Origin of the sequence: Herbiconiux sp. SALV-R1, assembly GCF_013113715.1 — a bacterium.
GTDB lineage: Bacteria > Actinomycetota > Actinomycetes > Actinomycetales > Microbacteriaceae > Herbiconiux.
In genome coordinates, this window is the sequence record NZ_CP053344.1 from 2208506 (window position 1) to 2233290 (window position 24785).

Annotated in this window: 23 protein-coding genes; 12 read left to right on the forward strand and 11 right to left on the reverse strand. The window is 71.5% G+C overall.

Annotation, left to right across the window (positions count from 1 at the left end; all coding sequences use genetic code 11):
* Positions 1-46: 46 nt before the first annotated feature.
* Both HL652_RS10580 and HL652_RS10585 read right to left on the reverse strand, forming a co-directional pair.
* Positions 47-1525: an 8-oxoguanine deaminase gene (locus HL652_RS10580; protein WP_171705286.1), complete on the reverse strand. Its 1479-nt coding sequence runs from the start codon at positions 1523-1525 to the stop codon at positions 47-49.
* Complete coding sequence (locus HL652_RS10585) at positions 1522-2688, reverse strand: XdhC family protein (protein ID WP_171705287.1); 1167 nt, start codon at positions 2686-2688, stop codon at positions 1522-1524. The genes HL652_RS10580 and HL652_RS10585 overlap by 4 nt, the downstream gene beginning before the upstream one ends.
* A 170-nt stretch (positions 2689-2858) precedes the next feature.
* On the opposite strand from HL652_RS10585, the gene HL652_RS10590 reads away from it, so the two are divergent.
* Entirely contained in the window at positions 2859-4208 is a 1350-nt protein-coding gene (locus tag HL652_RS10590) for an amidohydrolase family protein (protein WP_253743181.1), read from the forward strand.
* A gap of 48 nt (positions 4209-4256) precedes the next feature.
* Here the strand turns inward: HL652_RS10590 and HL652_RS10595 are convergent, their stop codons facing one another.
* Positions 4257-5246: a PDR/VanB family oxidoreductase gene (locus HL652_RS10595; RefSeq protein WP_171705288.1), complete on the reverse strand. Its 990-nt coding sequence runs from the start codon at positions 5244-5246 to the stop codon at positions 4257-4259.
* Positions 5243-5833 (reverse strand): helix-turn-helix domain-containing protein, encoded by a 591-nt coding sequence (locus HL652_RS10600; protein ID WP_171705289.1) that lies wholly within the window; start codon positions 5831-5833, stop codon positions 5243-5245. The genes HL652_RS10595 and HL652_RS10600 overlap by 4 nt, the downstream gene beginning before the upstream one ends.
* Before the next feature lie 178 nt (positions 5834-6011).
* Here HL652_RS10600 and HL652_RS10605 point away from each other — a divergent pair, with 178 nt between their 5' ends.
* From HL652_RS10605 to HL652_RS10635, 7 genes are all read left to right on the forward strand, one after another.
* Complete coding sequence (locus HL652_RS10605) at positions 6012-7397, forward strand: amidohydrolase family protein (protein ID WP_216603875.1); 1386 nt, start codon at positions 6012-6014, stop codon at positions 7395-7397.
* Between the two features lie 8 nt (positions 7398-7405).
* Complete coding sequence (locus HL652_RS10610; protein WP_171705290.1) at positions 7406-8179, forward strand: ABC transporter ATP-binding protein; 774 nt, start codon at positions 7406-7408, stop codon at positions 8177-8179.
* Between the two features lie 13 nt (positions 8180-8192).
* Positions 8193-9044 (forward strand): ABC transporter permease, encoded by an 852-nt coding sequence (locus HL652_RS10615; protein ID WP_171705291.1) that lies wholly within the window; start codon positions 8193-8195, stop codon positions 9042-9044.
* 121 nt (positions 9045-9165) lie between these two features.
* Entirely contained in the window at positions 9166-10341 is a 1176-nt protein-coding gene (locus HL652_RS10620) for a substrate-binding domain-containing protein (protein ID WP_171705292.1), read from the forward strand.
* A gap of 114 nt (positions 10342-10455) precedes the next feature.
* Positions 10456-11787 carry an FAD-binding oxidoreductase gene (locus HL652_RS10625; protein ID WP_171705293.1) on the forward strand — a complete coding sequence of 444 codons (1332 nt, stop codon included), beginning with the start codon at positions 10456-10458 and terminating at the stop codon, positions 11785-11787.
* A gap of 5 nt (positions 11788-11792) precedes the next feature.
* Positions 11793-12593 (forward strand): creatininase family protein, encoded by an 801-nt coding sequence (locus HL652_RS10630; RefSeq protein WP_171705294.1) that lies wholly within the window; start codon positions 11793-11795, stop codon positions 12591-12593.
* Positions 12590-13162 carry a pyridoxine/pyridoxamine 5'-phosphate oxidase gene (locus tag HL652_RS10635; protein ID WP_171705295.1) on the forward strand — a complete coding sequence of 191 codons (573 nt, stop codon included), beginning with the start codon at positions 12590-12592 and terminating at the stop codon, positions 13160-13162. The genes HL652_RS10630 and HL652_RS10635 overlap by 4 nt, the downstream gene beginning before the upstream one ends.
* A gap of 104 nt (positions 13163-13266) precedes the next feature.
* On the opposite strand, the gene HL652_RS10640 is transcribed toward HL652_RS10635, so the two are convergent.
* Both HL652_RS10640 and HL652_RS10645 read right to left on the reverse strand, forming a co-directional pair.
* On the reverse strand, positions 13267-14988 hold the full coding sequence (locus tag HL652_RS10640) for an alpha-keto acid decarboxylase family protein (RefSeq protein WP_171705296.1): 1722 nt from the start codon (positions 14986-14988) through the stop codon (positions 13267-13269).
* Positions 14985-16067, reverse strand: coding sequence for a methylenetetrahydrofolate reductase C-terminal domain-containing protein (locus HL652_RS10645; protein ID WP_171705297.1), 1083 nt, complete (start codon positions 16065-16067; stop codon positions 14985-14987). The genes HL652_RS10640 and HL652_RS10645 overlap by 4 nt, the downstream gene beginning before the upstream one ends.
* A 146-nt stretch (positions 16068-16213) precedes the next feature.
* On the opposite strand from HL652_RS10645, the gene allB reads away from it, so the two are divergent.
* Positions 16214-17611 carry an allantoinase AllB gene (allB, locus tag HL652_RS10650; RefSeq protein WP_171705298.1) on the forward strand — a complete coding sequence of 466 codons (1398 nt, stop codon included), beginning with the start codon at positions 16214-16216 and terminating at the stop codon, positions 17609-17611.
* 127 nt (positions 17612-17738) lie between these two features.
* A complete protein-coding gene (pucL, locus tag HL652_RS10655; protein WP_171705299.1) occupies positions 17739-18659 on the forward strand; it encodes a factor-independent urate hydroxylase in 921 nt (306 codons plus the stop codon).
* Between the two features lie 89 nt (positions 18660-18748).
* Here the strand turns inward: pucL and uraH are convergent, their stop codons facing one another.
* Positions 18749-19099, reverse strand: coding sequence for a hydroxyisourate hydrolase (gene uraH / locus HL652_RS10660; protein WP_171705300.1), 351 nt, complete (start codon positions 19097-19099; stop codon positions 18749-18751).
* The gene (locus tag HL652_RS10665; protein ID WP_171705301.1) at positions 19096-19647 is read right to left on the reverse strand and encodes a 2-oxo-4-hydroxy-4-carboxy-5-ureidoimidazoline decarboxylase; all 552 of its coding nucleotides are present in this window, start codon (positions 19645-19647) and stop codon (positions 19096-19098) included. Before HL652_RS10665 ends, uraH begins: the two co-directional genes overlap by 4 nt.
* Positions 19648-19661: 14 nt before the next feature.
* Between HL652_RS10665 and HL652_RS10670 the strand changes: the two genes are divergently transcribed.
* Together HL652_RS10670 and HL652_RS10675 are read left to right on the forward strand one after the other, a co-directional pair.
* Positions 19662-20426, forward strand: coding sequence for a nucleotidyltransferase family protein (locus HL652_RS10670; protein WP_253743183.1), 765 nt, complete (start codon positions 19662-19664; stop codon positions 20424-20426).
* A 17-nt stretch (positions 20427-20443) separates the two neighbouring features.
* Positions 20444-21094: an NADPH-dependent F420 reductase gene (locus HL652_RS10675; protein WP_171705302.1), complete on the forward strand. Its 651-nt coding sequence runs from the start codon at positions 20444-20446 to the stop codon at positions 21092-21094.
* Between the two features lie 54 nt (positions 21095-21148).
* On the opposite strand, the gene HL652_RS10680 is transcribed toward HL652_RS10675, so the two are convergent.
* Genes HL652_RS10680 through HL652_RS10690 form a run of 3 tightly spaced genes read right to left on the reverse strand, consistent with a single transcriptional unit; the run spans position 21149 to position 24698 of the window.
* Positions 21149-22024: a MurR/RpiR family transcriptional regulator gene (locus tag HL652_RS10680; RefSeq protein ID WP_253743185.1), complete on the reverse strand. Its 876-nt coding sequence runs from the start codon at positions 22022-22024 to the stop codon at positions 21149-21151.
* Positions 22021-23370 (reverse strand): allantoate amidohydrolase, encoded by a 1350-nt coding sequence (locus HL652_RS10685; protein ID WP_171705303.1) that lies wholly within the window; start codon positions 23368-23370, stop codon positions 22021-22023. Before HL652_RS10685 ends, HL652_RS10680 begins: the two co-directional genes overlap by 4 nt.
* The gene (locus tag HL652_RS10690) at positions 23367-24698 is read right to left on the reverse strand and encodes a pyridoxal-phosphate-dependent aminotransferase family protein (RefSeq protein ID WP_253743187.1); all 1332 of its coding nucleotides are present in this window, start codon (positions 24696-24698) and stop codon (positions 23367-23369) included. Before HL652_RS10690 ends, HL652_RS10685 begins: the two co-directional genes overlap by 4 nt.
* Between the last annotated feature and the right edge of the window lie 87 nt (positions 24699-24785).

The window sequence follows — 24785 nt, forward strand, 5'->3', positions numbered from 1 at the left end:
GACCGCAACGCACCTCGACCACAACGCACCTCAGCCGCAACGCACCTCAACCGCGAAGAACTCCCACAGCCTCCCGCACCCCCCGCGCGATCGCACCCTCGTCGGCATTCACCAGCGCCCCCTCCCGCACCACCGCCCGCCCGTTCACGAGCAGCAGCTCGAGCGGCGGCAGCGCCCCGAGCGTCAGCGCCGCCACCGGATCCGCGATGCCCGCGTGCTCCACCCCGTCGACTCGCCACAGCGCCAGATCGGCGAGCTTGCCGACCTCGATCGACCCGAGCTCCGCCTCGCGGCCCAGCACACGCGCACCACCCCGGGTCGCGACGTACAGGGCGTCGCGTCCGCTCATCGCCGAAGCGCCTCCCCTCAGCCGGTTGGCGAGCACCGCCATGCGCAGCTCGGTGCCCAGCTGCCCCGACTCGTTCGACGCGGAGCCATCGACCCCGAGCCCCACCGGCACCCCGGCCGCGAGCAGCTGCGGAACCGGCGCGATGCCCGCGGACAGACGCGCGTTCGACGACGGGCAGTGCGCGACACCCGTGCCCGTGGCCGCGAAGCGGGCGATCGCCGCGTCGTCGAGGTGCACGCAGTGCGCCATCCACACGTCGTCGCCCAGCCAGCCGAGTTCGTCGAGGTACTGCGTGGGGGTGCGTCCGAAACGCTCGAGGCAGTACGCGTCTTCCTCGACGGTCTCCGAGCCGTGCGTGTGGAGTCGCACCGCCCCGTCGAGCGACCGGGCGAGCACCGCCGCCTCGCGGAGCAGATCGCCCGTCACCGAGAACGGCGAGCACGGCGCGATCGCGATCTTCACCATCGCCTCGCGGGAGGGGTCGTGGAAGCGGGCCACCGCATCCGCACTGGCCTGCAGCGCGTCGGCGGTGGTCTCGACGGCGAAGTCGGGTGGGAGGCCGCCCTGCGAGGCGCCGAGGTCCATGGAGCCGCGGGTGGCGTGCAACCGCATGCCGAGGGTCGACGCGGCGTCGACGATCGACCCGAGGATGTCGCCCGACCCGCGCGGAAAAACGTAGTGGTGATCGGCCATCGTGGTGCACCCCGAGAGCGCACCGACCGCGAGGGCCCCGAGCGCGCCGGGCCCCACCGTGTCGGCGGTGATGCGCGACCAGGTCGGGTACAGCGCCGTGAGCCAGTCGAACAGGATGGCGTCTTGCGCGACGCCCCGCGTCAGCCACTGGTACAGGTGGTGGTGGGTGTTGATGAGCCCGGGCGTGAGCAGGTGCCCGCTGCCGTCGACCCGCTCGACCCGCTCGATGCGGGTGGGAACGGATGCGGTGGTCGCGCCCCGCAGGACCGGAGCGGGCGAAGCGGCGGATGCAGCCGACTCGGCGGCGTCGATCGCCCAGCCGGGAGCCGCGCCCGGGCCCACGGCGACGATCTCGGCGCCGTCGATGACGACGTGTCCGCGCTCGTACTCGGCGCCGCCCGGGTCGACCGTGACGACGTAGGCGTTCTCGATGACGGTGCGGATGACGGGTGCCGCGCCCGCGGCAGGGAGCACGGCGCTCACCGCCCGGCAACCCCGGCGACCCGCGACGCCACGGCGCCCGCCGGATCGGCATTCTCGAGCGGCCGGTGGATGGCGCCCGAGGTGTCGCGCAGCGATCGGGTGCTCGCCCCGGTCTTCACCGCCAGCACCTCGGCGAGGATCGAGACCGCGGTCTCCTCAGGTGACGAGGCACCGAGGTCGAGGCCGATCGGCGAGTGCAGGGCCGCCAGCGCCTCCTCCCTCACCCCTCGCTCGCGCAGCGCGTCGACCCGACGCGAATGCGTGCGCCGCGACCCCATCGCACCGACATAGGCGACCGGCAGCGCGAGCGCCGCCTCGATGAGGGGCACGTCGAACTTGTCGTCGTGGGTGAGGATGCACACCACGGTGCGCTCGTCGACCTCCGCCTCGGCCAGGTAGTCGGTGGGCCAGCGGTTCACGACCTCGGCCGCGGGAAAGCGCTCGGGCGTGGCGAAGACGGGTCGGGCGTCGCACACCGTGGTGCGGTAGCCGAGCAGCGCAGCGGCGTTCGACAGCGCGACCGAGAAGTCGACGGCCCCGAAGATGATGAGGTGCGGCGGCGGTGCGGAGACGAGCAGCACGGCATCGAGCACCTCGCCCTCGCACGCGATGGCGCGCCGCGTCGACCGCCCGGCCCTCAGCGCCCCGGCGAGCTCGGCGGCGACCCGCGCATCGACACTCTCCGTCGCGACGCCGGCGGCGACGCCGGACTCGGACGACGGATGCGCGTGCGCGCCCACGAGGCGCACCGGCCCATCACCGAGCACCACAGCGATACCCGCCGCCCGCTTGTCGCGCGCCCGCTCGAGCTCCACGCGCAGCGACGCCTCGACCGCCGACGGCTGCCCGTCGGGTGCGAGTCGCTGCACCCAGACCGTGAGCCTGCCGCCGCAGGCGAGTCCGACGGCGAAGGCGTCGTCGTCGCTGAATCCGAACTCGCACAGCTCGGGTTCACCCGACTCGAGCACGCGCCCGCAGACGTCGTAGACCGCGCCCTCGACGCATCCGCCCGAGATGCTCCCGATCACGCGCCCGGCAACGGTCACCGCCATCGAGGTGCCGAGCGCGCGCGGTGCGCTGCCGTCGACCGAGACCACGGTGGCGACCGCGAGCGACTCCCCCGCCGCGAGTGCGGCGAGGAGGGGTGCGGCGAGTTCGAGCATCCGGTGTCCTTCGTCGAGGGCAGCTCGCAGGGTCGGGTGGCGACGGGAGCGGAGGTGCCGTGCCCTCACCCTAACGCCGCGAGCCGTGCGGCTCGAAGCCCGCACCGCTGCCGAAACGAACACGTCATCTCTGCAATCAGCACGACACATGAGCGTGTTAGAACGGCTGCATGCTCATCGTGCACGACCCCGTCAGCCTCATGATCGACTCCCGCACCGAGGCGTTCTCAGGCGCCGATGGCGGGAGCCCTGACGCGACGGTGGAGGGCACCGGCCTCGTCGTGACCGACATCGTGCTCGACTCCCACGCCGTCGACCCCGCCGACCTGGCCGCTGCCGATCGTCTCGACGCCTCCGGCTGCGTCATCACTCCCGGCCTCGTCAACGCCCACCACCATCTCCTGCAGAGCGCCTTCCGCACCCTTCCGGGCACCCGCGGCGCGCCGATGCACGTGTGGTTGCCGACGATGGCCGCGGCATATGCCGCCGTGGGCATAGACCCCGAGCTCGCCCGCGCGGCCGCCCGGGTCGGCGTCGCCGAGGGCCTCCTCAACGGCGTCACCACCGTCGCTGACCACCACCTCACCTGGCCGTCGGGAGCCGACACCGTCGGCATCGCCCGGGCCACGGCGGGTGCCGCTCGCGAGCTCGGCGGGAGACTCGCCTTCGTGCGCGGATCGGCGCGCGACGACCCCGAGGAGGCCGCCGCCTCGGCCGACGCCATCGCCGAGGCGCTGCTCCCGGATGCGGTGGCCGGCGTGAGCGACGACGGACTGCTGCAGCTGGCAGTCGGCCCCGCCGGTGTGCACAGCGACAGCGAGGCGACCTTCAGGCTGCTCGGCGAGGTGGCGGAGCGCCGCGGACTCCGCCGGCGCACGCAGGCGAACGAGCAGGTCGACGTGGCGATCGCCCTCGAAAAGTACGGCCGCCGCCCGATCGAGCTGCTCGAGGAGTGGGGCTGGATCGCCCCCGACGTCACCCTCGCCCACCTCTGCGCCGTCACCGACGACGAGATCGCGCTGCTCGCCGCGAACGGGGTCACCGCGACCCACGCCCCGGGCTGCGACCTGCCCATGGGCTGGGGCATCGCCCCGGTCGCCGCGCTGCTCGACGCGGGTGTACCCGTCGGACTCGGCACGAGCGGTGGCGGCAGCAACGACGCCGGGCACCTGCTGGCCGACGCTCGCCTGGCGATGCAGGTCGCCCCGCTCGCCGGGCGCCCCCTCGACGCGCGCACCGTGCTCGGCATGGCGACCGAGGGCTCGGCACTCGGGCTCGGCAGGACGGAACTCGGGCACCTGCGCCCCGGCGCGGCCGCCGACCTCTGCGTGTGGGACGTGTCGGGAGTCGCCGACGCGGGAGTCGCCGATCCGCTGGCGGGCCTCCTCTGGGCCTCGCCCGGACGGCGCCCCAAGCACGTGGTCGTAGCGGGGGAAGTGGTCGTGCGCGACTACCGGCTGGTCGCCGACGACGACCGCGCCATCGCTGCCGAGCTGCGGGCGCTCCTCGCCGCACGCTAGCCGGTCGATCGCCCTCGCCCGCCCCGTTCCGACGCGACCCCGCGCCCCCTAAATCTCCAGCACCAGCCGCGGGCACGCCGCCCGCGACACGCAGATCATCATCACCTCGTTCGCCTCCTGCTCGTCGGGGGTGAGCACGGAGTCGCGATGATCGACCTCCCCCGACACCACGGGCGTCTCGCAGGTGCCGCAGGTGCCCTCCCGGCACGACGAGAGCACGAGCACCCCGGCCTCCTCCACGACGTCGAGGATCGACCGGTCGGGCGGCACCTCCACGGTCAGCCCCGACAGCTCGAGCTCCACCTCGAAGGCCTCGTGCCGCACCGGCTCGGTCATCTGCTTCGCCTCGAAGCGCTCGAGGTGCAGGGTGCCCGACGGCCACGCTGCGGCCGAGGCGACCTCTTCGAGCTCGGCGAGCATCCGTGCCGGCCCGCAGGAGTACACCGCGACCGGGCGCGAGACCGAGCCGCCGTCGAGCGACGAGAGATCGAGCCGGCGACCGTGCTCGGGCGTATACACCGACACCGAGGAGCCGTACGAGGTCACGAGTTCGTCGACGAACGGCATGCGCTCGAGCGACCGGCCCGCGTAGTGCAGTTCCCACGACACGCCCGCCGCCGCGACGGCGTGCACCATGGGCAGGATGGGCGTGATGCCGATGCCTCCCGCCACGAACACGTAGTGCGGCAGGAGGGGCGTCGACGCCGGTGGCAGCGAGAGCGCGAAGTGGTTGAGCGGCCCGCGCACGCGCAGCGTCGAGCCCTCGGCGACGTGGGCGTGCAGGTGCAGCGAGCCGCCCCGGCCGTCGGGCTCGCGCAGCACGGCGACCCGGTAGACGCTCCGGTCGGCGGGGTCGCCGCAGAGCGAGTACTGGCGCTCGACGCCGGGCTGCACCTCCACGTCGAGGTGGGCGCCCGGGGTCCAGGCCGGCAGCGGCGAGCCGTCAGCGGCACGCAGGGTGAGCAGCACCACGTCGGTCGCCACCATCTCCGCCGCGGTGACGACGGCCTCGATCTCGGTCAGGGTGACACCGGTCATGCGCCGGCCCTCCGCTCTTTCACGATGAACAGGTGGTACTCGCCCTCGCCGAGCGAGCACCAGCGGTGGAGGGTTCCGCCGCGGTAGTGGATCGAGTCGCCCGGCTCCAGCCGGTGCTCCCCCTCGTCGCCGAGGTCGACGAGCACGAGGCCCGCGACCACGTGCAGGAACTCGTCTTCGTCGTGGCGGTAGAACTCGCCGAGCTCCCGGTTGTGACCGCGGAACTCCATCGGGATGAACGACACGTCGCCGTGCACCAGGATGCGCGCCTCACCGCCCCCGAACGGCCCCTGCGGCCCTTCGCGCCGGTGCACCACCGACACCCGGGACGCCCCGGCGGGAGGCAGCAGGTCGTCGGTCGCGGCGGCGATCAGCTCGATCTGGCTCGACCCGAGCGCCCGGGCGATGCGTTCGAGCGACACCATGCTCGGCCTCGCCTGACCCCGCTCGAGCTGACTGAGGAACGGATGCGACAGGCCCGCGAGCTTCGCGAGCTCCACCAGGGTGAGCCCCCGGGCGAGCCGGAACGAGCGGATGCGCGCACCGAGGCGCACGGTCTGCTCATCGATGGCGACGCTGGAGGACATGGGTCGGTAACCGCTTTCGAAGGGGTCGCGCACGGGCCGGCGGGAACGGCCGGGGACCGGGTTCGCGAGGGAACACCACGACAGTAACCACGAAGACGCTCCCGCGCGAAATCGGCGCGGAGCGGAATTTACAGAGGGAAATGTTTGCGTTACGTGATGGAAACGCGCTCTCCGTAGCGTGGCCGGTGTTGAGCCCATCAACATCACCGACGTCGGCCCCGCGCCGCGCAGCAAGGAGGGAAGCACCGTGGAGACCCTCCCCGCACAGCTCGCCACCATCACCAACGCGACCCTCGCCGACGGCTCCCTGGTCGACGTCGAGATCGCCGGCGACACGGTCGTCTCGGTCTCCCCGGCCACGCCCGCCGGTTCGGGCGATCGTCGCCACGACGCTGACGCACCCGGCCCCTCCGGCCTCACCCTCGATCTCAGCGGCTTCCTCCTGCTCACCGCACCCGCCGAGCCCCACGCCCACCTCGACAAGGCGCTCTCCTGGGATCTCATCGACCCGCCCATGGGCGACCTCGGCCTCGCCATCGAGTCGTGGAAGCGCTACTCGGCCGGCATGACCGTCGACGACATCGCCGACCGGGCACGCCGCCAGGCGCTCGCGATGCTCTCCAACGGCACCACGGCGATCCGCTGTCACGTCGACATCCTGATGGGTGACGAGCCGATGCGCGGCGTGCGTGCCCTAGTGCAGGTGCGCGAGGAGCTGAAAGACCTCGTCGACCTCGAGCTCGCCGCGCTCGCCGGCCCTCACGCCGCGACCGAGCACGTGTACGAGGCGCTCGACCTCGGTGTCGACCTGGTCGGCGGCGCACCCCACCTCGCCGACGACCCCGACGCCGACCTCCGGCGCCTGCTCGCCATCGCCACCCGGCGCGGCATCGGCGTCGACATGCACACCGACGAGAGCCTCGACGGCGCACTCACCCTGCGCACCCTGGCCGCGGTCGTGCGCGACTGGCCGGCCGAGCGCCCGGTGACCGCCGGGCACTGCGTGCGGCTCGGCACCCTCGAGCGCGCCGAGCTGGCCGAGGTGATCGCCGAGATCGTCGCCAGCGACATCGGCATCGTGAGCCTCCCCATCACCAACCTCTACCTGCAGGGCTGGGAGCATCCGGTCGCCACCCCGCGCGGTCTCACCGCGGTGCGCGACCTGCTCGAGGCCGGAGCCCGGCTCGGCGCCGGCGCCGACAACGTGCGCGACCCCTTCAACCCGGTCGGCCGAAGCGACGCCCTCGAGACGGCATCGCTGCTCGTCACCGCAGGGCACCTCACGCTCGACGAGGCCTACGCCGCGGTGAGCGACGGGGCCCGCTCGGTGATGAGCCTGCCCGCCGCGGGAGTCGCGGTCGGCGCGAAGGCGGAGCTGCTCGCCGTGCGGGGCACCACGCTCTCGCAGGTGATCGGCGAGGCCTCGGGCGACCGCTACGTGGTGCACCGCGGCCGGCTCGTCGCCCACAGCGAGGTCACGCGTCGCATCGCCCTCCCCGACACCCTCACGACGACCGGTCAGCCGACCGTGCCCGCCGCCGAATCCCTTCTCGAAACGAGGTGAGAAGCACCATGACCATCGCCCCACCGACAGCCGCGCCTTCCACGAAGACCGACCAGCTGCTGCACTTCGAAGACGTCGCGATGACCTTCCCGAACGGCACCACCGCCCTCTCGGGAGTCGACCTCACCGTGAACCGCGGCGAGTTCGTGACGGTCGTCGGGCCCTCCGGATGCGGGAAGTCGACACTGCTGCGCATCGCCTCCGGTCTCACCCCGGCCACCGAAGGGGTCACCGAGGTCGACACCACCCGCATCGGGTACGTCTTCCAAGACGCCACCCTGCTGCCCTGGCGCGACGTGCAGTCGAACGTGGAGCTGCTCGCCGAACTGAACGGCATCCCGAAGGCCGCGCGCCGCAAGACCGCCGCCGAGGCGATCGAGCTGGTGGGCCTCAAGGGCTTCGAGAAGCACCTGCCGAAGACGCTCTCGGGCGGCATGAAGATGCGCACCTCGCTCGCCCGCTCGCTCACGCTCGACCCCGAGCTGTTCCTGTTCGACGAGCCGTTCGGAGCCCTCGACGAGATCACCCGCGAGCGTCTCAACGACGAGCTCATCAAGCTGTTCACCGAGCAGCAGTTCGCCGGCCTGTTCATCACCCACTCGGTCTCCGAGGCCGTCTACCTCTCCACGAAGGTGGTCGTCATGTCGGGTCGCCCCGGCAAGATCGTCGACACCTTCCCCGTCGACTTCCCCTTCCCGCGCGACCCCGAGATCCGCTTCACCGCGGAGTTCGCCGAGCTCTGCGGCAAGGTCTCCCACGCCCTCCGAGAAGGCCACCACTAGGAGGCATGACAGCATGACCACCACCCCTCCGGCTCCGCCGAAGAACCGCACCCTCATGCGGCCCGCCACCGTCACCTCGGGGCGCAAGAAGAGCGCCACCTGGGTGCCGCCCATCCTCGTCGCCCTGGGCATCATCGCGCTCTGGTACCTGGTGTCGTACGTCTTCCTCGACGAGAAGCGCCGCTTCCTGCTGCCGCCGCCGCACGAGATCTTCACCGAGGCGTTCTTCCAGCCCGACGTGTTCGGCGACATCATGATCGCGCTCGGCCGCACCGCCGTCGTCGCGCTGGTCGGCCTCGCCATCGCCATCGTGATCGGCATCGCCTGGGCGGTGGCGATGTCGCAGGCGCGCTGGATCGAGCGCTCCACCTTCCCCTACGCCGTCATCCTGCAGTGCATCCCGATCCTCGCGCTGGTGCCCCTCATCGGGTTCTGGTTCGGCTTCGACTACCCGGCGCGCATCATCGTCTGCGTCATGATCGCGCTGTTCCCGATGGTGTCGAACACCCTGTTCGGGCTGCAGTCGGTCGACAAGGGCCAGCGCGAGCTGTTCCAACTGCAGAAGGCGTCGCGCTGGACGGTGCTCACCAAGCTCGAGTTCCCGGCAGCGCTTCCCGCGATCTTCGCCGGCATGCGCATCTCGGCGGGCCTCGCGGTGGTCGGCGCGATCGTCGGCGACTACTTCTTCCGTCGCGGTGAGCCGGGCCTCGGCTCGCTCATCTCGAACTACCAGTCCCGCGTGCAGTCGGCCGAGCTGTTCGCGGCGATCATCACCGCCAGCCTCTTCGGCGTCGTCATCTTCGCCTTCTTCGGCTGGCTCGGCAAGCGCGTCGTCGGCAAGTGGTACGACTTCAGCGCTAGCTGATAATCGGCACGGAGCGCGAGCTGACAATCGGCACCGAGCGCCAGCTGACCCGGTCTTTCCACCCGCACCACAGCACCATCCCTTCCGCATCACCCTGCAGCACAGAACCCAAGGAGTAGCCATGCGCAGCACCCGATCCAGGCTCGCCCTCACCGTGGGCCTCACCGCGGTCACCGCGGTCGCCCTCACCGCTTGTTCGAGCGGCTCGTCGGCGACCGACTCGACCCCCTCCGCCGACCTCACCATCGGCTCCACCGACCTCGCCGCCGCCGGCTGCCCGGCGAAGGTCGTCATCCAGACCGACTGGAACCCCGAGGCCGAGCACGGCCACCTCTACCAGATGCTCGGCGACGACTACACCGTCGACGCCGCCAACAAGCTCGTCTCGGGTCCGCTCATGTCGAGCGGCGAGTACACCGGCGTCGACGTCGAGATCCGCTCCGGCGGCCCGGCCATCGGCTTCCAGACCGTGACCAGCCAGATGTACACCGACCCCGACATCCTGCTCGGCTACGTCTCGACCGACGAGTCGATCCAGCTCTCGGCCGAGATGCCCACCACCGCCGTGTTCGCCCCGCTCGACATCAGCCCGCTCATGATCATGTGGGACCCGGAGAGCCACCCCGACGCGAAGACCGTGCAGGACATCGTCGCCGACGGCGCCGTCATCCGCTACTTCGGCGGCTCCGCCTACATGGAGTACCTGATGGCCGCGGGCATCGTGCCCGAGGCCCAGGCCGACGGCTCCTACGACGGCACCCCCGCGTCGTTCATCGCCTCGGCCGGCAAGGATGCGCAGCAGGGCTTCGCCTCCGCAGAGCCGTACATCTACGAGAACGAGGTCGACTCGTGGATGAAGCCGGTCGCCTACCAGCTCATCAACGACACCGGCTACCCCTTCTACATGTCGGCGATGGCGACGCGGTCCGACGACCTCGAGGCCAACAGCGAGTGCTTCAAGGCGCTCGTGCCCGTGCTGCAGCAGGCCGAGGTCGACTACTTCGCCGACCCGGCGAAGACCAACTCACTCATCCTCGACCTGGTCGACCAATTCGACACCGGCTGGGTGTACTCGCAGGGCGTCGCCGACTACTCGGTGAAGACCATGATCGACGAGGGCATCGTCGGCAACGGCGAGAACGACACCCTCGGCGACTTCGACGAGGCGCGCGTCGCCGAGCTGCTCGAGAAGACCACCCCGGTCTTCACCGACCTCGGCACCGCGCCGGCCGACGGCCTCACCACCGCCGACCTCTACACCAACGAGTACATCGACACCTCGATCGGCCTCAAGTAGCACCCGAGGGCGGTCTGCGGCGTGGGCTCTCCCTCGCCGCAGGCCGCCCTGCTCCGTCTGCACCGCATCCGCACCGCCCGCACCACCCGTTTCGCTTGCAAAGGACCGCCGACCATGACCGCCACCGCCGAACAGATCATCGCCCTCGCCGACGAGCTCGTCTCCCTCCTCGGCCCGCGAGGCGTCACCACCGAACTGCGCGGGCGCGAGAAGGCCTCGCTCGACGGCGCGAAGATGTCGCCCATCCTGAGCGAGCAGCTGCCCCTCGGCCTCGCCGACCTCGTCGCCTTTCCGGCGAGCGCCGAGCAGATCGCCGAGACCGTCGCCGCCGCCGTACGCCACGGTGTCGCGGTGACCCCGCGGGGCAAGGGCACCGGCAACTACGGGCAGGCCATCCCGATGCAGGGCGGCCTCGTGCTCGACATGTCGAAGGCACGTGCGATCGTCGAGGTGGGCGACGGCTACCTCACCGCCGAGGCGGGCACCCCCATGATCACCATCGAGCAGGCGGCGCGCGACGCCGGCCAGCAGATCCTCATGTACCCCTCCACCGCCCAGTCGAGCCTCGGCGGCTTCCTCTCCGGCGGCTCCGGAGGCACCGGCTCGATCAAGCACGGCAGCAACATGAGCGGCGACTACGTGCTCGGCCTCGACGTGGTCTACGCCTCCCCCGTGGCCGAGCTCGTGCACGTGGAGGGCGAGGAGGCCCAGCCCTACGTGCACACCTACGGCACCGCGGGCATCATCGCCCGCGCCACGATCGCTCTCGAGCCCGTTCAGGAGTGGGTCGGGTTCTACGCGAGCTTCCCGGCCTTCGAGAACGCCACCGGCATCATCCGTGAGATCGGCTGGCTGGAGCCCACCCCGCGGCTCGTCTCGGCCGACCTGCCCACCATCGCCAACGCGCTGCCCGCCGACCCCGCCATCCCGCGCGACCGGGCGTCGCTCCGCGCCATCCTCGACCCCTCCACCGTCGCTGCGGCCACCGCCCTCGTCGAGGGCGCGGGCGGTCGCGTCGAAGAGGTGCGCGAGGGGCCGCAGGCCACCGTCAAGATCTCGATGCTGAGCTACAACCACCCCATCGAGTGGCTGCAGAAGTCGTCGCCGGAGACCTACTTCCACGTCGAGGTCTCGGGAGCCGCGCTCGTGGAGCGGCTCGACGAGGTGCATCAGGCCTACCCGGGAGCGATGCTGCACATCGAGGCGCAGCGCGACCACCCCATCGGCATGTTGGCCGCGCCCTACGTGAGCGCCGAGGAGGTGTACGCCGGCTTCGACCGGCTCACCGCCATCGACGTCGGCTACCACAGCCCGCACCAGTGGTTCGTCGACTGGAACGTCGAGCGCACCCGTGAACTCGCCGGCACCACCGACCCCGACGGGCTCCTCAACCCGGGGAAGCTTCCGGCACCCGGCACCCTCACCACCGCCGGCAAGAAGGCGTGACCACCATGACGACCACCCGCAAGCTCGCCGAGCTCTCCGGCAATGCCGCGGCCGCGGCCCTCAGCCCGATTTCCGTCATCGTGCTGCCCACCGGGGCGATCGAGTACCACGGGCCGCACCTGCCGCTCCTGACCGACTACCTCATCGCCGACAGCGTCGCGAACGCGGCTGTCGATGCGGCTGCCGCGCAGGGCCTCGACGTGTGGATCCTCCCCACGATCGCCTACACGAAGTCCGACGAGCACCACTGGGCCCCCGGCACGATGTGGATCAGCTGGGACACCCTCATGCAGACCGTCGTCGAGCTCGGCAACTCGATCGCCGCCACACCGGCGAAGAAGCTCGTGTTCTTCAACGGCCACGGCGGCAACCTCGCCCTGCTGCAGGTGGCCTGCCGGGAGCTGCGCCGCCGCTTCGGGCTGCAGACCTTCCTCATGGGCGCCACCGTGCCGCCCGGCGACCACGACGGCCCCGAAGAACTCGGGCTCGGCATCCACGCCGGCCACGCCGAGACCTCGCTCGTGCAGCACCTGCGCCCCGAGCTGGTCGACCTCGCGGTCGCCGAACCGAGCGTTCCCGCCCACCTCGCCGAGTACGAGCACATCGGCTTCCGCAAGCGGGTGACCTTCGGCTGGCTATCGAACGACTTCGCCACGAACGGCACGCTCGGCGACCCGACCGGCGCGAACGCCGCCTACGGCGAGCAGCTGTTCGACGCATCGGTGACGGATGCGGTGGCCGCCTTCGCCGAGATCGCCCGCTTCGACGCGGCCGGCGGGGCGACGCCTGCCGAGGCCGCCTCGTGAGCCGACCGGGCGCGGCCGAGGCGCTCCTCGCGGAGTGGCTTCCCGCCAACGACGACCCGGTGCGACCGCTGATGACGCTCGGCACCGTCGACTCGTCGGGCTACCCGGATGCGCGGTCGGTGCTGCTGTCGGAGTACGACGACGAGGGCTTCTACTTTCACACCGACTCGCGCTCGCGGAAGGTCGCCGAGGTGACGGCGAACCCGCGGGCGGTGCTGACGCTGGTATGGCCCGGCCGCCAACTGGTGGTGCAGGGCGACGTGAGCCCCGCATCCGCCGACGAGCTCGACCGGGCCTACGCCCACCGCTCGCGCTATCTGCAGCTGCTGGCCTGGCTCAACACACCCGAGCTTGCCGCGCTCGACCAGGAGGAACGCCTCGCGCGGTGGGCGGAGTTCGCGGCCGAGCACCCGGAGGGCACGCTGAGCGCGCCCGAGACGTGGGCGGGCTTCGTGGTGAAGCCCGTGCGGCTCACCTTCTGGCACGGCGACCCCGACACCGCGTCACGGCGCGTGGAGTTCGCGCTCTCCGCCTCCGGGGAGTGGACGGAGACGATCCTCCCCGGCTGAGGCACCGCCACCTCAGCGCGCGGCAACGTCCCCGCGCCGGGCATCCCACTCACGTCGGGGCACGCGCCCACCGCGCAGCGCCGCGCCGCCGCCCGCACCCCACCTCAGCGCGCCGCGGCGGCCTTCGCGGCGGCGGCGATCGCATCCGTCAGCACGGTCAGCAGGCGCGGCGAGTCAAGCTTCGGCAGCACCACTTCCACCAGCACGGCCTTGTCGTCGGCGGAGTGAGCGAGCGAGAGGGCGTCGGCCAGCTCGTCTTCGGTGCGGGCCGTCGTGGTGAGCACCCGGTCGCCTGCCCCGAGCGCGGCGGGGATGAGCGTCCAGTCCCACGGCGTGATGTCTTGGTAGACGGCCGAGGGGCTCTGGATCTTGCGCTCCACCGTGTACCCGTCGTTGTTGAGCAGGAAGATCACCGGTGTGAAGCCGCGGTGCAGGATGGTGGCGAGCTCCTGCACGGTGAGCTGCGCCGCACCGTCGCCCACGAACAGCACGGCCCGGTGGCCGGGAGCGGCGACGCAGGCGCCGAGCGTCGCCGGCACCGTGTAGCCGATGGCCGACCACACCGGCTGCCCGAGCAGCGCCGAATCGTCGGGCAGCACCAGGTCGAGCGCGCCGTAGAAGGAGGTGCCGGCGTCGGCGATGACCGTCGTGCCCGGCCGCAGCCAGTTCTGCACCGCACCCCAGAAGTACTCCTGGCTGAGCGCCTTGCCCGGCACCGGTGCGTCGGCGTCGGGAACCGGCGGGTGCCCGACCGGCACCACGGCGGGCCGCTCAGACCGGCCCAGCACCTCGTGCAGCGCCGCCAGCGAGTCGGTGAGCCGCACGCCGTAGAAGGTGGTGTCGGCGATGCGGGCCGAGGTGAGACCGAGCTCGACGGCCTGTTGCTCGTCGAAGCGCTGCGTGAAGAACCCGGTGAGGAAGTCGCTCATCACGGTGCCGGCGAGCACGAGCAGCGGGGCCTGGTCGACAGCGTCGCGTGCCTCCTCGATACGCGTGAAGGCACCCATGTAGGTGCCGAGCGAGGCGGGGTGCGACTCGTCGAGCACCGCCTTCGACATGTTCTGCGACGCCACGTACACCCCGTCGTGGTCGGCGATGCTGCGGATGAGCGGCTCCTGCGAGGTGCGGTGCACCTGCGGGCCGACGAGCAGCGTCACGCGCGGATGCTCGGCGACCGCCTCCTCGAGGGCTGCGGTGAAGCGGGCGAGCTCCCCCGCATCCGATGTCGCTGCCACGAGGGGTGACCGCAGATTGGCCGAGGGCACCGGGGCGACGGCGACGTCGGCGGGGATGCCGAGGTACACCGGCTTCGACTCGCGGAGGGCCGTCATGAGCGCGGCGTCGATGTCGCGCGTGGCGGTGGCTGCCTTGACGATGGTGGCGGATGCGGTGACCTCGCGATAGGCGCGGAAGAAGTGGTCGTAGTCGCCGTCGATGAGGGTGTGGTGGAGGTGGAGGCCCGCGGCACGCGCGGTGGTGGACGGCATGCCCGTGATCTTCACGACGGGCACGTCTTCGGAGAAACTGCCGGCCACGCCATTGATGGCCGAGAGCTCACCCACCCCGAAGGTGGTGACGAGGGCGCCGATGCCGCGGCGAAGGCGGGCGTAGCCGTCGGCGGCATACGCGGCGTTCAGCTCGTTCGTGGAGCCCACCCAGGTGAACCCGTCGACCGTCACCATCTGATCGAGGAGGCTCAGGTTGAAGTCGCCGGGCAGGCCGAACACGTGGTCGGCGCCCAGCTGCACGAGGCGGGTGGCGAGGTACTGGCCGACTGTGACGACCGCGGGGTGGGAGCTTGTTCCGGATTGTGTCTGGTCACTCATGGTGTCAGCTTAGGGCTCGCCGCCGACGCTCCGGGGGCCCCGAGCTGCAGCCGATCGGCGACCTCGGCGAGCGCTTCGGCGAACTCGCGTTCGTGCCCGTCGGCGGCCCCGCCCGAGAGGTTCACGCCCACGACGCCGTCGAGCTCGAGCAGCCGCTCGCTGAGGACGAGCGCCGCGTCGATCCCCGCGCGGCGGGGGTCGCTGGAGGCGAGGATGCCGTCGAGGAACCCCTCGGGGAGCACGAGCGTGGTGAACGAGCGGAGCAGGGCGGCGCTGCCGTGGTCGACCACCATCGGAACGCAGGCGATGAAGCCCGGGGCGGCGCCCGCATCCCGGCTCTCGGCGATGAAGCGGCGCACGGGCTCGGCACCGCCGGCGTGGTTGACGAAGCAGATCTCTGCGCCCGCCCGCACCTTCTCGGCGAGCCGGGCGGCGCGGCGGTCGTGCGGCGGGGTCGTCGGGGACTCGCCGACCGAGACGAGGTGCCCCGCACGCCGGGCGAGCGCGGCGACCCGGGTGGAGTCGAGGTCGAAGACCGGCTTCGCGTCAGGGCGGTCGCCGGTGAGGGTGTGGTCGCCGGTCACGCAGTGCACCGCGGCGACGCCCACCTCGGCGAGACCGGCGAGCTCGCCCTCGAGGGCGACGCGGTTGCGGTCGCGGCAGTTCAGACCCGTCCACACGGGCAGGCCGCGCTGCTGGATGAGGTGGGCCCGGTAGGCCGGGGAGAACTGCACGCGGCTGCGGCCGGAGTCGCCCGCGAGCACGGCGTCGACGCGGCCGGCGAGGGCGTCAACGCACTCCTCGAGCGACGCGCGGTCGAGGGCGCGGCCCGGGAAGTCGGCGACGACGACCTGCCGGGTGGCGAGCAGGTCGCGCATCGCCGACGCTCCGTGCCGTGGTGCTGTCGGCGAGTTCTCGTCGGGGCCTTCTCCCCCGCCCTTCCAGCGCACGGTCGGCAGGTCGAGGAACACGCAGCGGAACGCGCCCACCTCGCAGCTGCCGTCGAAGTCGACGCCCCCGCACGGGCCGTACTCCATGTGTTTGGGACAGGCCTCCCGCAGCTCGGTCGTCACGCTCATCCGGTCATGGTAGCCACGCGCTGTGACGGGGGTGTTTCAGCGAGGGCTCGCGCCGTGTTCCAGCGGCACCGGGCTGTCGGAGGGTCGCCCTAAGGTGGTGGGGAGCACCGGCCACGAGGTACCGGCACCAGAGCGAGGAGTCATCGATGAGCAACCCCTACGACCTGGTCGTGCATGCCGAGACCGTCTTCGTCGACGGCGAGTGGCGGGCCGCCTCCATCGCGGTGCGCGACGGGGTGGTCGCTGCGATCGCCGAGTTCGACGAGGAGGTCCCGGCGCACCAGGTGGTCACCCTGCCCGAGGGTCAGGTGCTCGTGCCGGGCATCGTCGACACCCACGTGCACGTGAACGAGCCGGGGCGCACCGAGTGGGAGGGCTTCGACACGGGAACACGGGCGGCCGCCGCGGGCGGCGTCACGACCATCGTCGACATGCCGCTCAACAGCATCCCGCCCACCACCACCGTCGAGGCGCTCGAGCTCAAGCGCTCCGCCGCGGCGCCGCAGGCGCGGGTCGACGTGGGCTTCTGGGGCGGCGCCATCCCGTCGAGCCTCGGCGGCCTCGAGCCGCTCTGGAACGAGGGGGTGTTCGGGTTCAAGTGCTTCCTCTCCCCCTCGGGTGTCGACGAGTTCCCCCACCTCGGCACCGAGCAGCTGAACGCCGCCCTCGCCGAGATCGCCGGCTTCGGCGGGCTGCTCATCGTGCACGCCGAAGACCCCGACGTGCTCGACGCCGTCGCCTCCGCGTCTCCCGGTGGGCCGGGCTACCTCGACTTCGTGGCCTCGCGCCCCGACCTCTCGGAGGAGGATGCGATCGCCCACGTCATCGCGGGGGTGCGCGCCACGGGCGCCCGAGCGCACATCCTGCACCTCTCCAGCGCACGCGCCCTCGACGCGCTGCGGGCCGCGAAGGCGGAGGGCCTGCCCATCACCGCCGAGACCTGCCCGCACTACCTGAGCTTCTCGGCCGAGCACATCCCCGACGGGGCGACGCATTACAAGTGCTGCCCGCCCATCCGCGACGAGGGCAACCGCGACCTGCTCTGGGAGGGGCTGCTCGACGGCGCCATCGACCTCATCGCGAGCGACCACTCCCCCTCCACCGCCGAGCTCAAGTTCGCCGGCTCCGGCGACTTCGCCGAGGCCTGGGGCGGCATCTCGGGGCTGCAGCTGTCGTTCCCCGCGGTGTGGACGGCGGCGCGCGAGCGCGGTATCCCGCTCGAGCGGGTGCTGGGGTGGATGGCCGTGAACACGGCGGCGCTCGTGGGGCTGGCCTCGAAGGGTGCGATCGCGGTCGGCGCCGACGCCGACCTCGTCGCCTTCGCACCCGAGGAGACCTTCGTGGTCGCCGCCGACGAGCTCGAGCACAAGAACAAGGTGTCGGCCTACGACGGCAGCACGCTCCACGGCGTGGTACACACCACGTGGCTCGCGGGTGAGGTCGTGCACGTCGCGGGCGACCGCCCGGGTGCGCCCGAGCGGGTGCCGAGCGGGCGACTGCTCACCCGTCCTGGCGCCGGGCTCGACGGCCGTTCCACCGAGTGAACCCCCTTGTAAACAGATCGTAAAATCAGGCGGCGGCCCCGCGCATCCGTTCTTCGGCGGTGAGGGCAGGCGCAAGACTTGAGGCGCGCACCACTCATGCGACCCGGTGCGCAGTGAGCAGGAGAGCATGTCGATCGTCCTCGGACCGCACCAGTACGGCAAGGCGGAGAACCGCATCGTGAGGGTGTACCGCGACACCGCGCGGCATGAGATCCACGACGTGAACGTCTCGACCGCGCTGCGCGGAGCCTTCGACGCGGCGCACCTCGTGGGCGACCAGAGTGCTGTGCTGCCCACCGACACGCAGAAGCAGACCGCCTACTCCTACGCGAAGGAGAAGGGGCTCACCTCGATCGAGAGCTACGGGCTCGTGCTCGGCACCCACTTCGTCGACGACGTCGAGCCGGTCTCGGGAGCCCGCATCGAGATCGAGGAGTACGCCTGGGAGCGCGCCGTCGTCGACGGCGTGGAGCACGACCACGCGTTCGTGCGCAAGGGCCAGGAGGTGCGCACCGCCGCCATCACGGTGGAGGGCAAGGGCGCCGAGCAGAAGACCTGGGTCATCGGCGGCTTCAAGGAGCTCGTGCTGCTGAAGACCACGGGGTCGGAGTTCAAGGACTTCCTCGAGAACTCCTACACGTTGCTGCAGCCGACGACCGACCGCATCATGGCGACCTCGCTGGTGGCCAAGTGGCGGTTCTTCGAGCCGGCCGAGGGGTGGGAGTCGATCGACTGGGAGGCCACCTACGCCGGCATCAAGCAGACGATGGTGTCGGTGTTCGCCTCGCTGCACTCGCTCGCCCTCCAGCAGACGCTGTACGAGATGGGCAAGGCCGTGCTCGAGGCCTACCCGTTCCTCGCCGAGATCAGGATGGCGGCGCCCAACAAGCACCACTTCCTCTACGACCTCTCGCCCTTCGGCGTCGCCAACGACAACGAGGTGTTCAACGCCGACGACCGCCCCTACGGCCTCATCCAGGCCTCCGTGCTCCGCGACGACGCACCCCCCGCCGGCCCGGCCTGGGACATCGCCGGCGGCTTCGCGTAGGCCGCGCCGTCGCTTTCTTGCGGACAAAGTCCGTCCGAAACCACATTCGGACGGACTTTGTCCGCAAAAAGGTGGTCAGGGGCGGGGGGTCAGCTCCCCCGGTACGTCGAGTAGGCGAAGGGGCTCAGCAGGAGCGGCACGTGGTAGTGCGCGGCGGGGTCGGTGAGCTCGAACACGATCTGCACCTCGGGGTAGAACGCGCGGACCTCCTGCTCGTGGAAGTACACCTCGGTGTCGAAGCTGAGGCGGTAGCGCCCGGCGGGCAGCTCGGTGGGGCCGAGCGCGGTGGCGCGCCCGTCGGCGTCGGTCTCGGCCGACGCGATCATCACCCAGTTCCCGAGGTCGTCGTGCTCGAGCCGCACCGGCACCCCCGCCGCCGGCAACCCGATGCCCGAATCGAGCACGTGCGTCGTCACCTTGCTGCGGGCGTGGGCGTTCATGCGTCTCCTTCGGCGAGGGGTGAGGCACCGGATGCTGCGGTCGCCCCGGTTCCGGATGCTGCGGTGGGCGGGTAGAGGGTAGCCAGCCGCAGCAGGGTGATGTCGTGAAGCTCCGACGCGACCGTAGCCGCCTCCGTGGCGTCGTCGAGCTGGAGCCGGCGGGTGAGTTCGGTGAGGATCTCGGCGCGTCCCCGCCCTGCCGCCCTGATGAGGAACACGCGGTCGAAGCGCTCCTCGTAGGCGGCGTTGCCGTCGGTGATCGCCTGGGCGAGGGTCGCATCCGAGGCCTCGGCCGACGACTGCTCCGAGCGGCTGAAGCGCTGCGACTGCCCGTCGCCCTGCGCCCGCTCGCCGATGCGCGGGTGGTGGGCGAGCGCGGCGTCGACCTCGGCCGGGGTGAGCGTGCGGGCCACGGCGTCGGCGGTGGCGAGGAGCTCGTCGTGCGAGACGAAGGGCGCGGCCCCGGCGACCTCGTCGACGAAGCGATCGACCGCCAGGCACGACCTCAGCGCGTCGCGCAACTCCCCCGAATCCACCACGCGTGTCATGACTCGAGTTTACGATGAGCACCATGCACCCCGATGCCACCGAGCCCACCCGCGGCAGGGCGACAGGGGTGCTGCTCGCCGCCGGCGCGGGCACGCGCATGGGGCTGCCGAAAGCGCTCGTCACCGACCCCGAGACGGGTGAGCCGTGGCTGAGGCGCGGCATCCGCACGCTCGTCGAGGGCGGCTGCTCCGCGGTCGTCGTCGTGCTCGGGGCGTGCGCCGCCCAAGCGCGCGAGCTGCTCGCCGCGCGCGCGCTGCTCGCCTCCGAGGCGGGAGACCTGGCCACACGAGGCGCTCACGGGCGAACTATCCCGGGCAGCAGTTCCGAGGTGCCGATCACGGTCGTCGAAGCATCCGACTGGCACGCCGGCCTCTCCGCCTCGCTCCGAACCGGCCTCGACTCCGTCGACGCCTCCACCTCCGACGCCGCCCTCATCACCCTCGTCGACCTCCCCCGCCTGACCGCCGCATCCGTCGCACGCCTGCTCGAGCCGCCCTCCCTGCGCACCGCCCTGCGCCAGGCGGTCTACGACGGCCGGCCCGGGCATCCGGTGCTCGTCGGAACCGACCACCTCGCGAACCTCGCCGCCTCCCTCACCGGAGACCGCGGGGCGCGCCCGTACCTCCGCGCGCACGGCGTCGACGAGGTCGACTGCACCGACCTCGGCGGAGGCGACGACATCGACGAGCCCGTCGACGAGCCCGGCGTCGGACCCAGCGACGAGCCGGTCGACGTCCCCCTGCGAGCCGGCCGGGAATCGGGAACACCGCGCGAGTGACACGGGTTGGGCTCTGCATGACCGCAACAGGACTCACCACCATCGGATTCATCGGCTCGGGCAACATCGGAGGCCAACTCGCGCGACTCGCCGTCGCCCACGGCTACTCGGTCGTGCTCAGCAACTCTCGCGGGCCCGAGACCCTCACCGACCTCGTGGCCGAACTCGGCCCCCAGGCCATCGCGGGTACGCCCGAGGAAGCGGCTGCGGCGGGCGACCTGGTCGTGGTGACTGTTCCGCTGAAGGCCTACGAGCAGGTGCCGGTCGCACCGCTCGAGGGCAAGGTGGTCGTCGACACGAACAACTACTACTTCGAGCGCGACGGACGCATCCCGGTGCTCGACGCCGGTGAGGCGACCGTGTCGGGACTGCTGCAGGCGCACCTGCCGGGCTCGAATGTCGTGAAGGCGTTCAACAACATCATGGCCGCCGATCTCACCACCACGGGGTCGGCCACCGGAACCCCCGACCGCCGCGCGCTGCCCATCGCCGGCGACGACGCCACGGCGAAGCAGCTCGTGGCCACGCTGCTCGACGAGTTCGGCTTCGACGCGGTCGACGCCGGCACCCTCGACGAGAGCTGGCGCTTCGAGCGCGATCGCCCCGCCTACGTCATCCGCATGACCGCCACCGAGATCCCCGCCAAGCTCGCCGAGGCCGTGCGCTAGAACCACGGATGCGGGTGCCCGGCGACGGGGCCAGGCACCCGAACCCGGGAGGCGCTACTCCAACTCGCCGAAGGCGTCGTACAGCGTGTTGATGGCGGCGATGCGCGTGCGGGCGTCGCGGGGCCGCGCGGCGAGCGCGCCCGAGGCGAGCACGTTGACGAGGCTCATCGCGCTCGCGTAGCTGTCGAGCGGGGTCACGCTGTCGATCGGGCACTCGAGCCACAGCTGCGCGAACTCGGCGTACCGCCTGGCCGACGCGTCTCCGATCAGCAGCACGGACACGCCGCGCGCCGCGATTCCCTGCACCAGCCGCGCGAAGCCCGCCGGCCGTCGGCGGAACCCGAAGACCACGGCGACGTCGCGCGCATCCCGGTCGGCGAACTCCTCGGCGATGGTCTGGCCGGGCTGGGGCGCGAGCAGCACGCCCGTGCGCGCCTGCGCCAGCTGCTCGCGCAGGTGCAGCGCCGGCGCGAAGCTGTTGCGCATGCCCACGACCACCACGGAACGGCTGTTGACGAGCAGCGAGATCGCCTGCTCGAGTCGCTCCGGGCCGAGCGAGTCGAGGCAGCGCCGAAGGTTCTCCACCTCGCGCACCAGGTGGGCGCTGAGATCGGCCGACGCCCCGGGCGTCGCTCCCCCGACCGGCACCCCCGACGAGCGCAGCGACCGCGCGTGCTCCCGCACCTCCTGGGCGTTCTCGAAGCCGAGTCGCCGGAACAGCCGCGACACCGTGGCCTTCGACACCCCGCTGCGGTGGGCGAGTTCGGTGCCCGAGTAAATGGCGAGGTCGGTGAGATGGTCGAGGATGAAGTCGGCGGCGCGCTGCTCCTGCGGCGACAGCTCCCCGTAGCTCTTGTCGATGCGCTGCCCGATGGTGAGCGGGCGGTCCGCGACCTCGTCGGGCCGCGTCTGCACGCCGACGCGGGTCACAACCCCTGCTCCGTCTTCGCGGTCTCCCGCACCGGCTCCGCCTGCTCGGTCTGCTCCGCCAGCGCCAGCACCGCCCGCTCGAACGCGTCGATGGTCTTCGCTACGTCGTCTTCGGTCACCTTCTCCTCGGGGTTGTGACTGACGCCGCCCTCGCAGCGCACGAACAGCATCCCGATCTCGGCGATCTCGGCGACCGCCATCGCGTCGTGCCCCGCCTTCGAGAACAGCGACATCGGCCGCTTGTCGCCCGTCGACCTGATGCCCTCGGCGATCACCCCGCGCAGCCGCGCGCTGCAGACGGCGGCCGGTGCCGAGTGGGTCTCCACGCTGTCCCAGCGCAGTCGACGCTGCCGGCAGATGTCGTCGAGCAGGCCCTGGATGACCGTCCAGATGCGATCGCGCTCCGAGTCGTACTCACCGCGCAGGTCAAGGCTGAACTCGACCTTGCCCGGGATGACGTTCACCGCATCCGGGAACACCTGCAGGTGCCCGACCGTGGCGATGAGCTGCGCCGAGCGGGCGAGGCGTTCGATGGCGATGATCGCATCCGCCGCTCCCGCGAGTGCGTCGCGGCGGCGCTCATAGGGCGTTCCCGAGTGGCCGGCCTTTCCGGTGACGGTGAGGATGAAGCGGCGGGCCCCCGCGATCGACGACACGATGCCGAGGGCCTTGTTCTCGTCTTCGAGGTACGGGCCCTGCTCGATGTGCGCCTCGAGGTACCCGATGAGCTCGTCGGGGCGGCGCGCGGCGTCGCCCACCTTCGCCGGGTCGAGACCCCAGGCGGTGAACGCATCGCGGAGCGACACCCCGTCTTCGCCGTGCAGCTCCCACCACGCCTCGTCCCAGGTGCCGGCGAGCGCGCGGCTGCCGAGCAGGGCCCGGCCGAAGCGTGTGCCCTCCTCGTCGGCGAAGGCGACGACCTCGAGGGCGAACGGCAGTTTCCGGCCGGAAGCCTTGATGCGCTCGACGACGGCGATCGCACTCAGCACACCCAGGATGCCGTCGTACTTGCCCGCGGCCGGCACGGTGTCGAGGTGGCTGCCGAGCAGCAGTGCCGGGAGCCCGGGCACGGCGCCCTCGAGGCGCCCGCACTGGTTGCCGGCGGCGTCTTGCCAGGTGGTCATGCCGGCGGCCTGCATCCACTCGGCGGCGAGGGCGTTGACCTGGCGGTGCTCCTCCGAGAGGTAGACGCGCTCGATGAGCCCGTCGGGCATCGAGGAGTATCCGGCGAGCACCTCGCAGCGGCGGAGGAGTTCGGCCGCGGTCGTGGTCTCGGGCACCTCGCGGGTGCCGGCCGCGGTGGCGGAGGCTCCGCCGGCGGTGGCGGGGGTCTCGACCGGGGTCATCGGGCGATCTCCTCGGCGGTGATGGGAGCGTCGTCGGTGAGGGTGCCTGCCGCATCCTCGCCTCCGCCACGCGCCGCATCCTCGTACACCTCGTAAGCTGCCCCCACGCCGCCCCCGCCCACGACGTCGGCGCCCTGCCGGCGCAGCACCTGCTCGAGGGCGGCGAGGGTGGTGAGCACCGCATCCTTCCGGGCGTTGTACCCCATGGTGCCGATGCGCCACACCTTGCCGTGCAGCGGGCCGAACGAGGTGCCGATCTCGATGCCGAAGTCGTTCAGCAGCTCACCGCGCACCGCGTCGCCGTCGACACCGGCCGGGATCTTCACCGCCACGACGTTGTTCATCTTCACCGCGAGGTCGCCGAAGGTCTCGAGCCCGAGCCCGCCCACGCCGGCGAGCATCGCCGCGCCGTGCAGCCGGTGCCGCTCGACCGCGTTCGCGAGCCCCTCCTCGACGAGAAGTCGCGCGCACTCGCGCGCCCCGTAGAGCATGGAGGTGGCCTCGGTGTGGTGGTTGAGGCGCTTCTCGCCCCAGTAGTCGAAGATCATGGCGAGATCGAAATAGTTCGATCGGATGCGCGCGGCACGCACCACGTCGCCTTCCGACGCGATCCCGGCCTCGATGCTCTTGCGGGAGTCGATGACCTCGACGGCCCGCGCCGAGAACGTGGCGGGCGCGGAGCCCGAGGGTCCGCCCAGGCATTTCTGGAGGCCGGCGGTGACGGCGTCGAGGCGGAGCGCATCCGTGTCGAAGTCGTTTCCGCCGAGGCTCGCGGTGACGTCGGTGTAGAACAGCACGCCGTGCTTCTCGCACAGCTCGCCGATGCCCTCGAGCGGCTGGGCGACGGTGGTGCTCGTGTCGCCGTGCACGACGGCGAGCAGCTTCGGCTTCGTCGAGGCGATCGCCTGCTCGATCTCGGCGAGCGTGAAGACGGTTCCCCACTCGCGCTCGATGACGTGCACCTCGGCGCCGGCACGCTCGGCGATCTCGCGCAGCAGGTGCCCGAAGCGCCCGAAGATCGGCACCAGCACGCGATCGCCGGGCTCGACGAGCGACACGATCGCCGCCTCGATGCCCGCGCGCGAGGTGCCGTCGATGAGCAGCGTCTGCTCGTTCGCCGTGCGGAAGACCTCGCGGTACAACCCCATCGTCTCGTTCATGTACGCGGTCATGGCGGGGTCGTACTGCCCCACCAGCTGCGCCGACATGGCGCGCAGCACGCGCGGATCGGCGTTGATCGGCCCCGGCCCCATGAGGAGGCGGGTGGGCGGGTTCACGGGCTGAGCGACGATGACGACTCCTCGAAAATCCTGTTTCTCTCCCCCCATCCTACGAAACGAACGTTTCAGGAGTGTTTCGGATGCGCATCCGTTCTTTTTGGTCGCGCAAAGTGCTCTCAAAACGCTAGATGGGAG

What these genes read in the sequence shown, in the direction of transcription:
- HL652_RS10685 (WP_171705303.1), bottom strand. Translation starts at nt 23,370, where the DNA reads ATGACCCCGGTCGAGACCCCCGCCACCGCCGGCGGAGCCTCCGCCACC.
- HL652_RS10590 (WP_253743181.1), top strand. Translation starts at nt 2,859, where the DNA reads ATGCTCATCGTGCACGACCCCGTCAGCCTCATGATCGACTCCCGCACC.
- HL652_RS10585 (WP_171705287.1), bottom strand. Translation starts at nt 2,688, where the DNA reads ATGCTCGAACTCGCCGCACCCCTCCTCGCCGCACTCGCGGCGGGGGAG.
- HL652_RS10675 (WP_171705302.1), top strand. Translation starts at nt 20,444, where the DNA reads ATGACCGCAACAGGACTCACCACCATCGGATTCATCGGCTCGGGCAAC.
- HL652_RS10595 (WP_171705288.1), bottom strand. Translation starts at nt 5,246, where the DNA reads ATGACCGGTGTCACCCTGACCGAGATCGAGGCCGTCGTCACCGCGGCG.
- HL652_RS10665 (WP_171705301.1), bottom strand. Translation starts at nt 19,647, where the DNA reads ATGACACGCGTGGTGGATTCGGGGGAGTTGCGCGACGCGCTGAGGTCG.
- HL652_RS10630 (WP_171705294.1), top strand. Translation starts at nt 11,793, where the DNA reads ATGACGACCACCCGCAAGCTCGCCGAGCTCTCCGGCAATGCCGCGGCC.
- uraH (WP_171705300.1), bottom strand. Translation starts at nt 19,099, where the DNA reads ATGAACGCCCACGCCCGCAGCAAGGTGACGACGCACGTGCTCGATTCG.
- HL652_RS10615 (WP_171705291.1), top strand. Translation starts at nt 8,193, where the DNA reads ATGACCACCACCCCTCCGGCTCCGCCGAAGAACCGCACCCTCATGCGG.
- HL652_RS10670 (WP_253743183.1), top strand. Translation starts at nt 19,662, where the DNA reads ATGAGCACCATGCACCCCGATGCCACCGAGCCCACCCGCGGCAGGGCG.
- HL652_RS10625 (WP_171705293.1), top strand. Translation starts at nt 10,456, where the DNA reads ATGACCGCCACCGCCGAACAGATCATCGCCCTCGCCGACGAGCTCGTC.
- HL652_RS10610 (WP_171705290.1), top strand. Translation starts at nt 7,406, where the DNA reads ATGACCATCGCCCCACCGACAGCCGCGCCTTCCACGAAGACCGACCAG.
- HL652_RS10690 (WP_253743187.1), bottom strand. Translation starts at nt 24,698, where the DNA reads ATGGGGGGAGAGAAACAGGATTTTCGAGGAGTCGTCATCGTCGCTCAG.
- allB (WP_171705298.1), top strand. Translation starts at nt 16,214, where the DNA reads ATGAGCAACCCCTACGACCTGGTCGTGCATGCCGAGACCGTCTTCGTC.
- HL652_RS10645 (WP_171705297.1), bottom strand. Translation starts at nt 16,067, where the DNA reads ATGAGCGTGACGACCGAGCTGCGGGAGGCCTGTCCCAAACACATGGAG.
- HL652_RS10600 (WP_171705289.1), bottom strand. Translation starts at nt 5,833, where the DNA reads ATGTCCTCCAGCGTCGCCATCGATGAGCAGACCGTGCGCCTCGGTGCG.
- HL652_RS10620 (WP_171705292.1), top strand. Translation starts at nt 9,166, where the DNA reads ATGCGCAGCACCCGATCCAGGCTCGCCCTCACCGTGGGCCTCACCGCG.
- pucL (WP_171705299.1), top strand. Translation starts at nt 17,739, where the DNA reads ATGTCGATCGTCCTCGGACCGCACCAGTACGGCAAGGCGGAGAACCGC.
- HL652_RS10640 (WP_171705296.1), bottom strand. Translation starts at nt 14,988, where the DNA reads ATGAGTGACCAGACACAATCCGGAACAAGCTCCCACCCCGCGGTCGTC.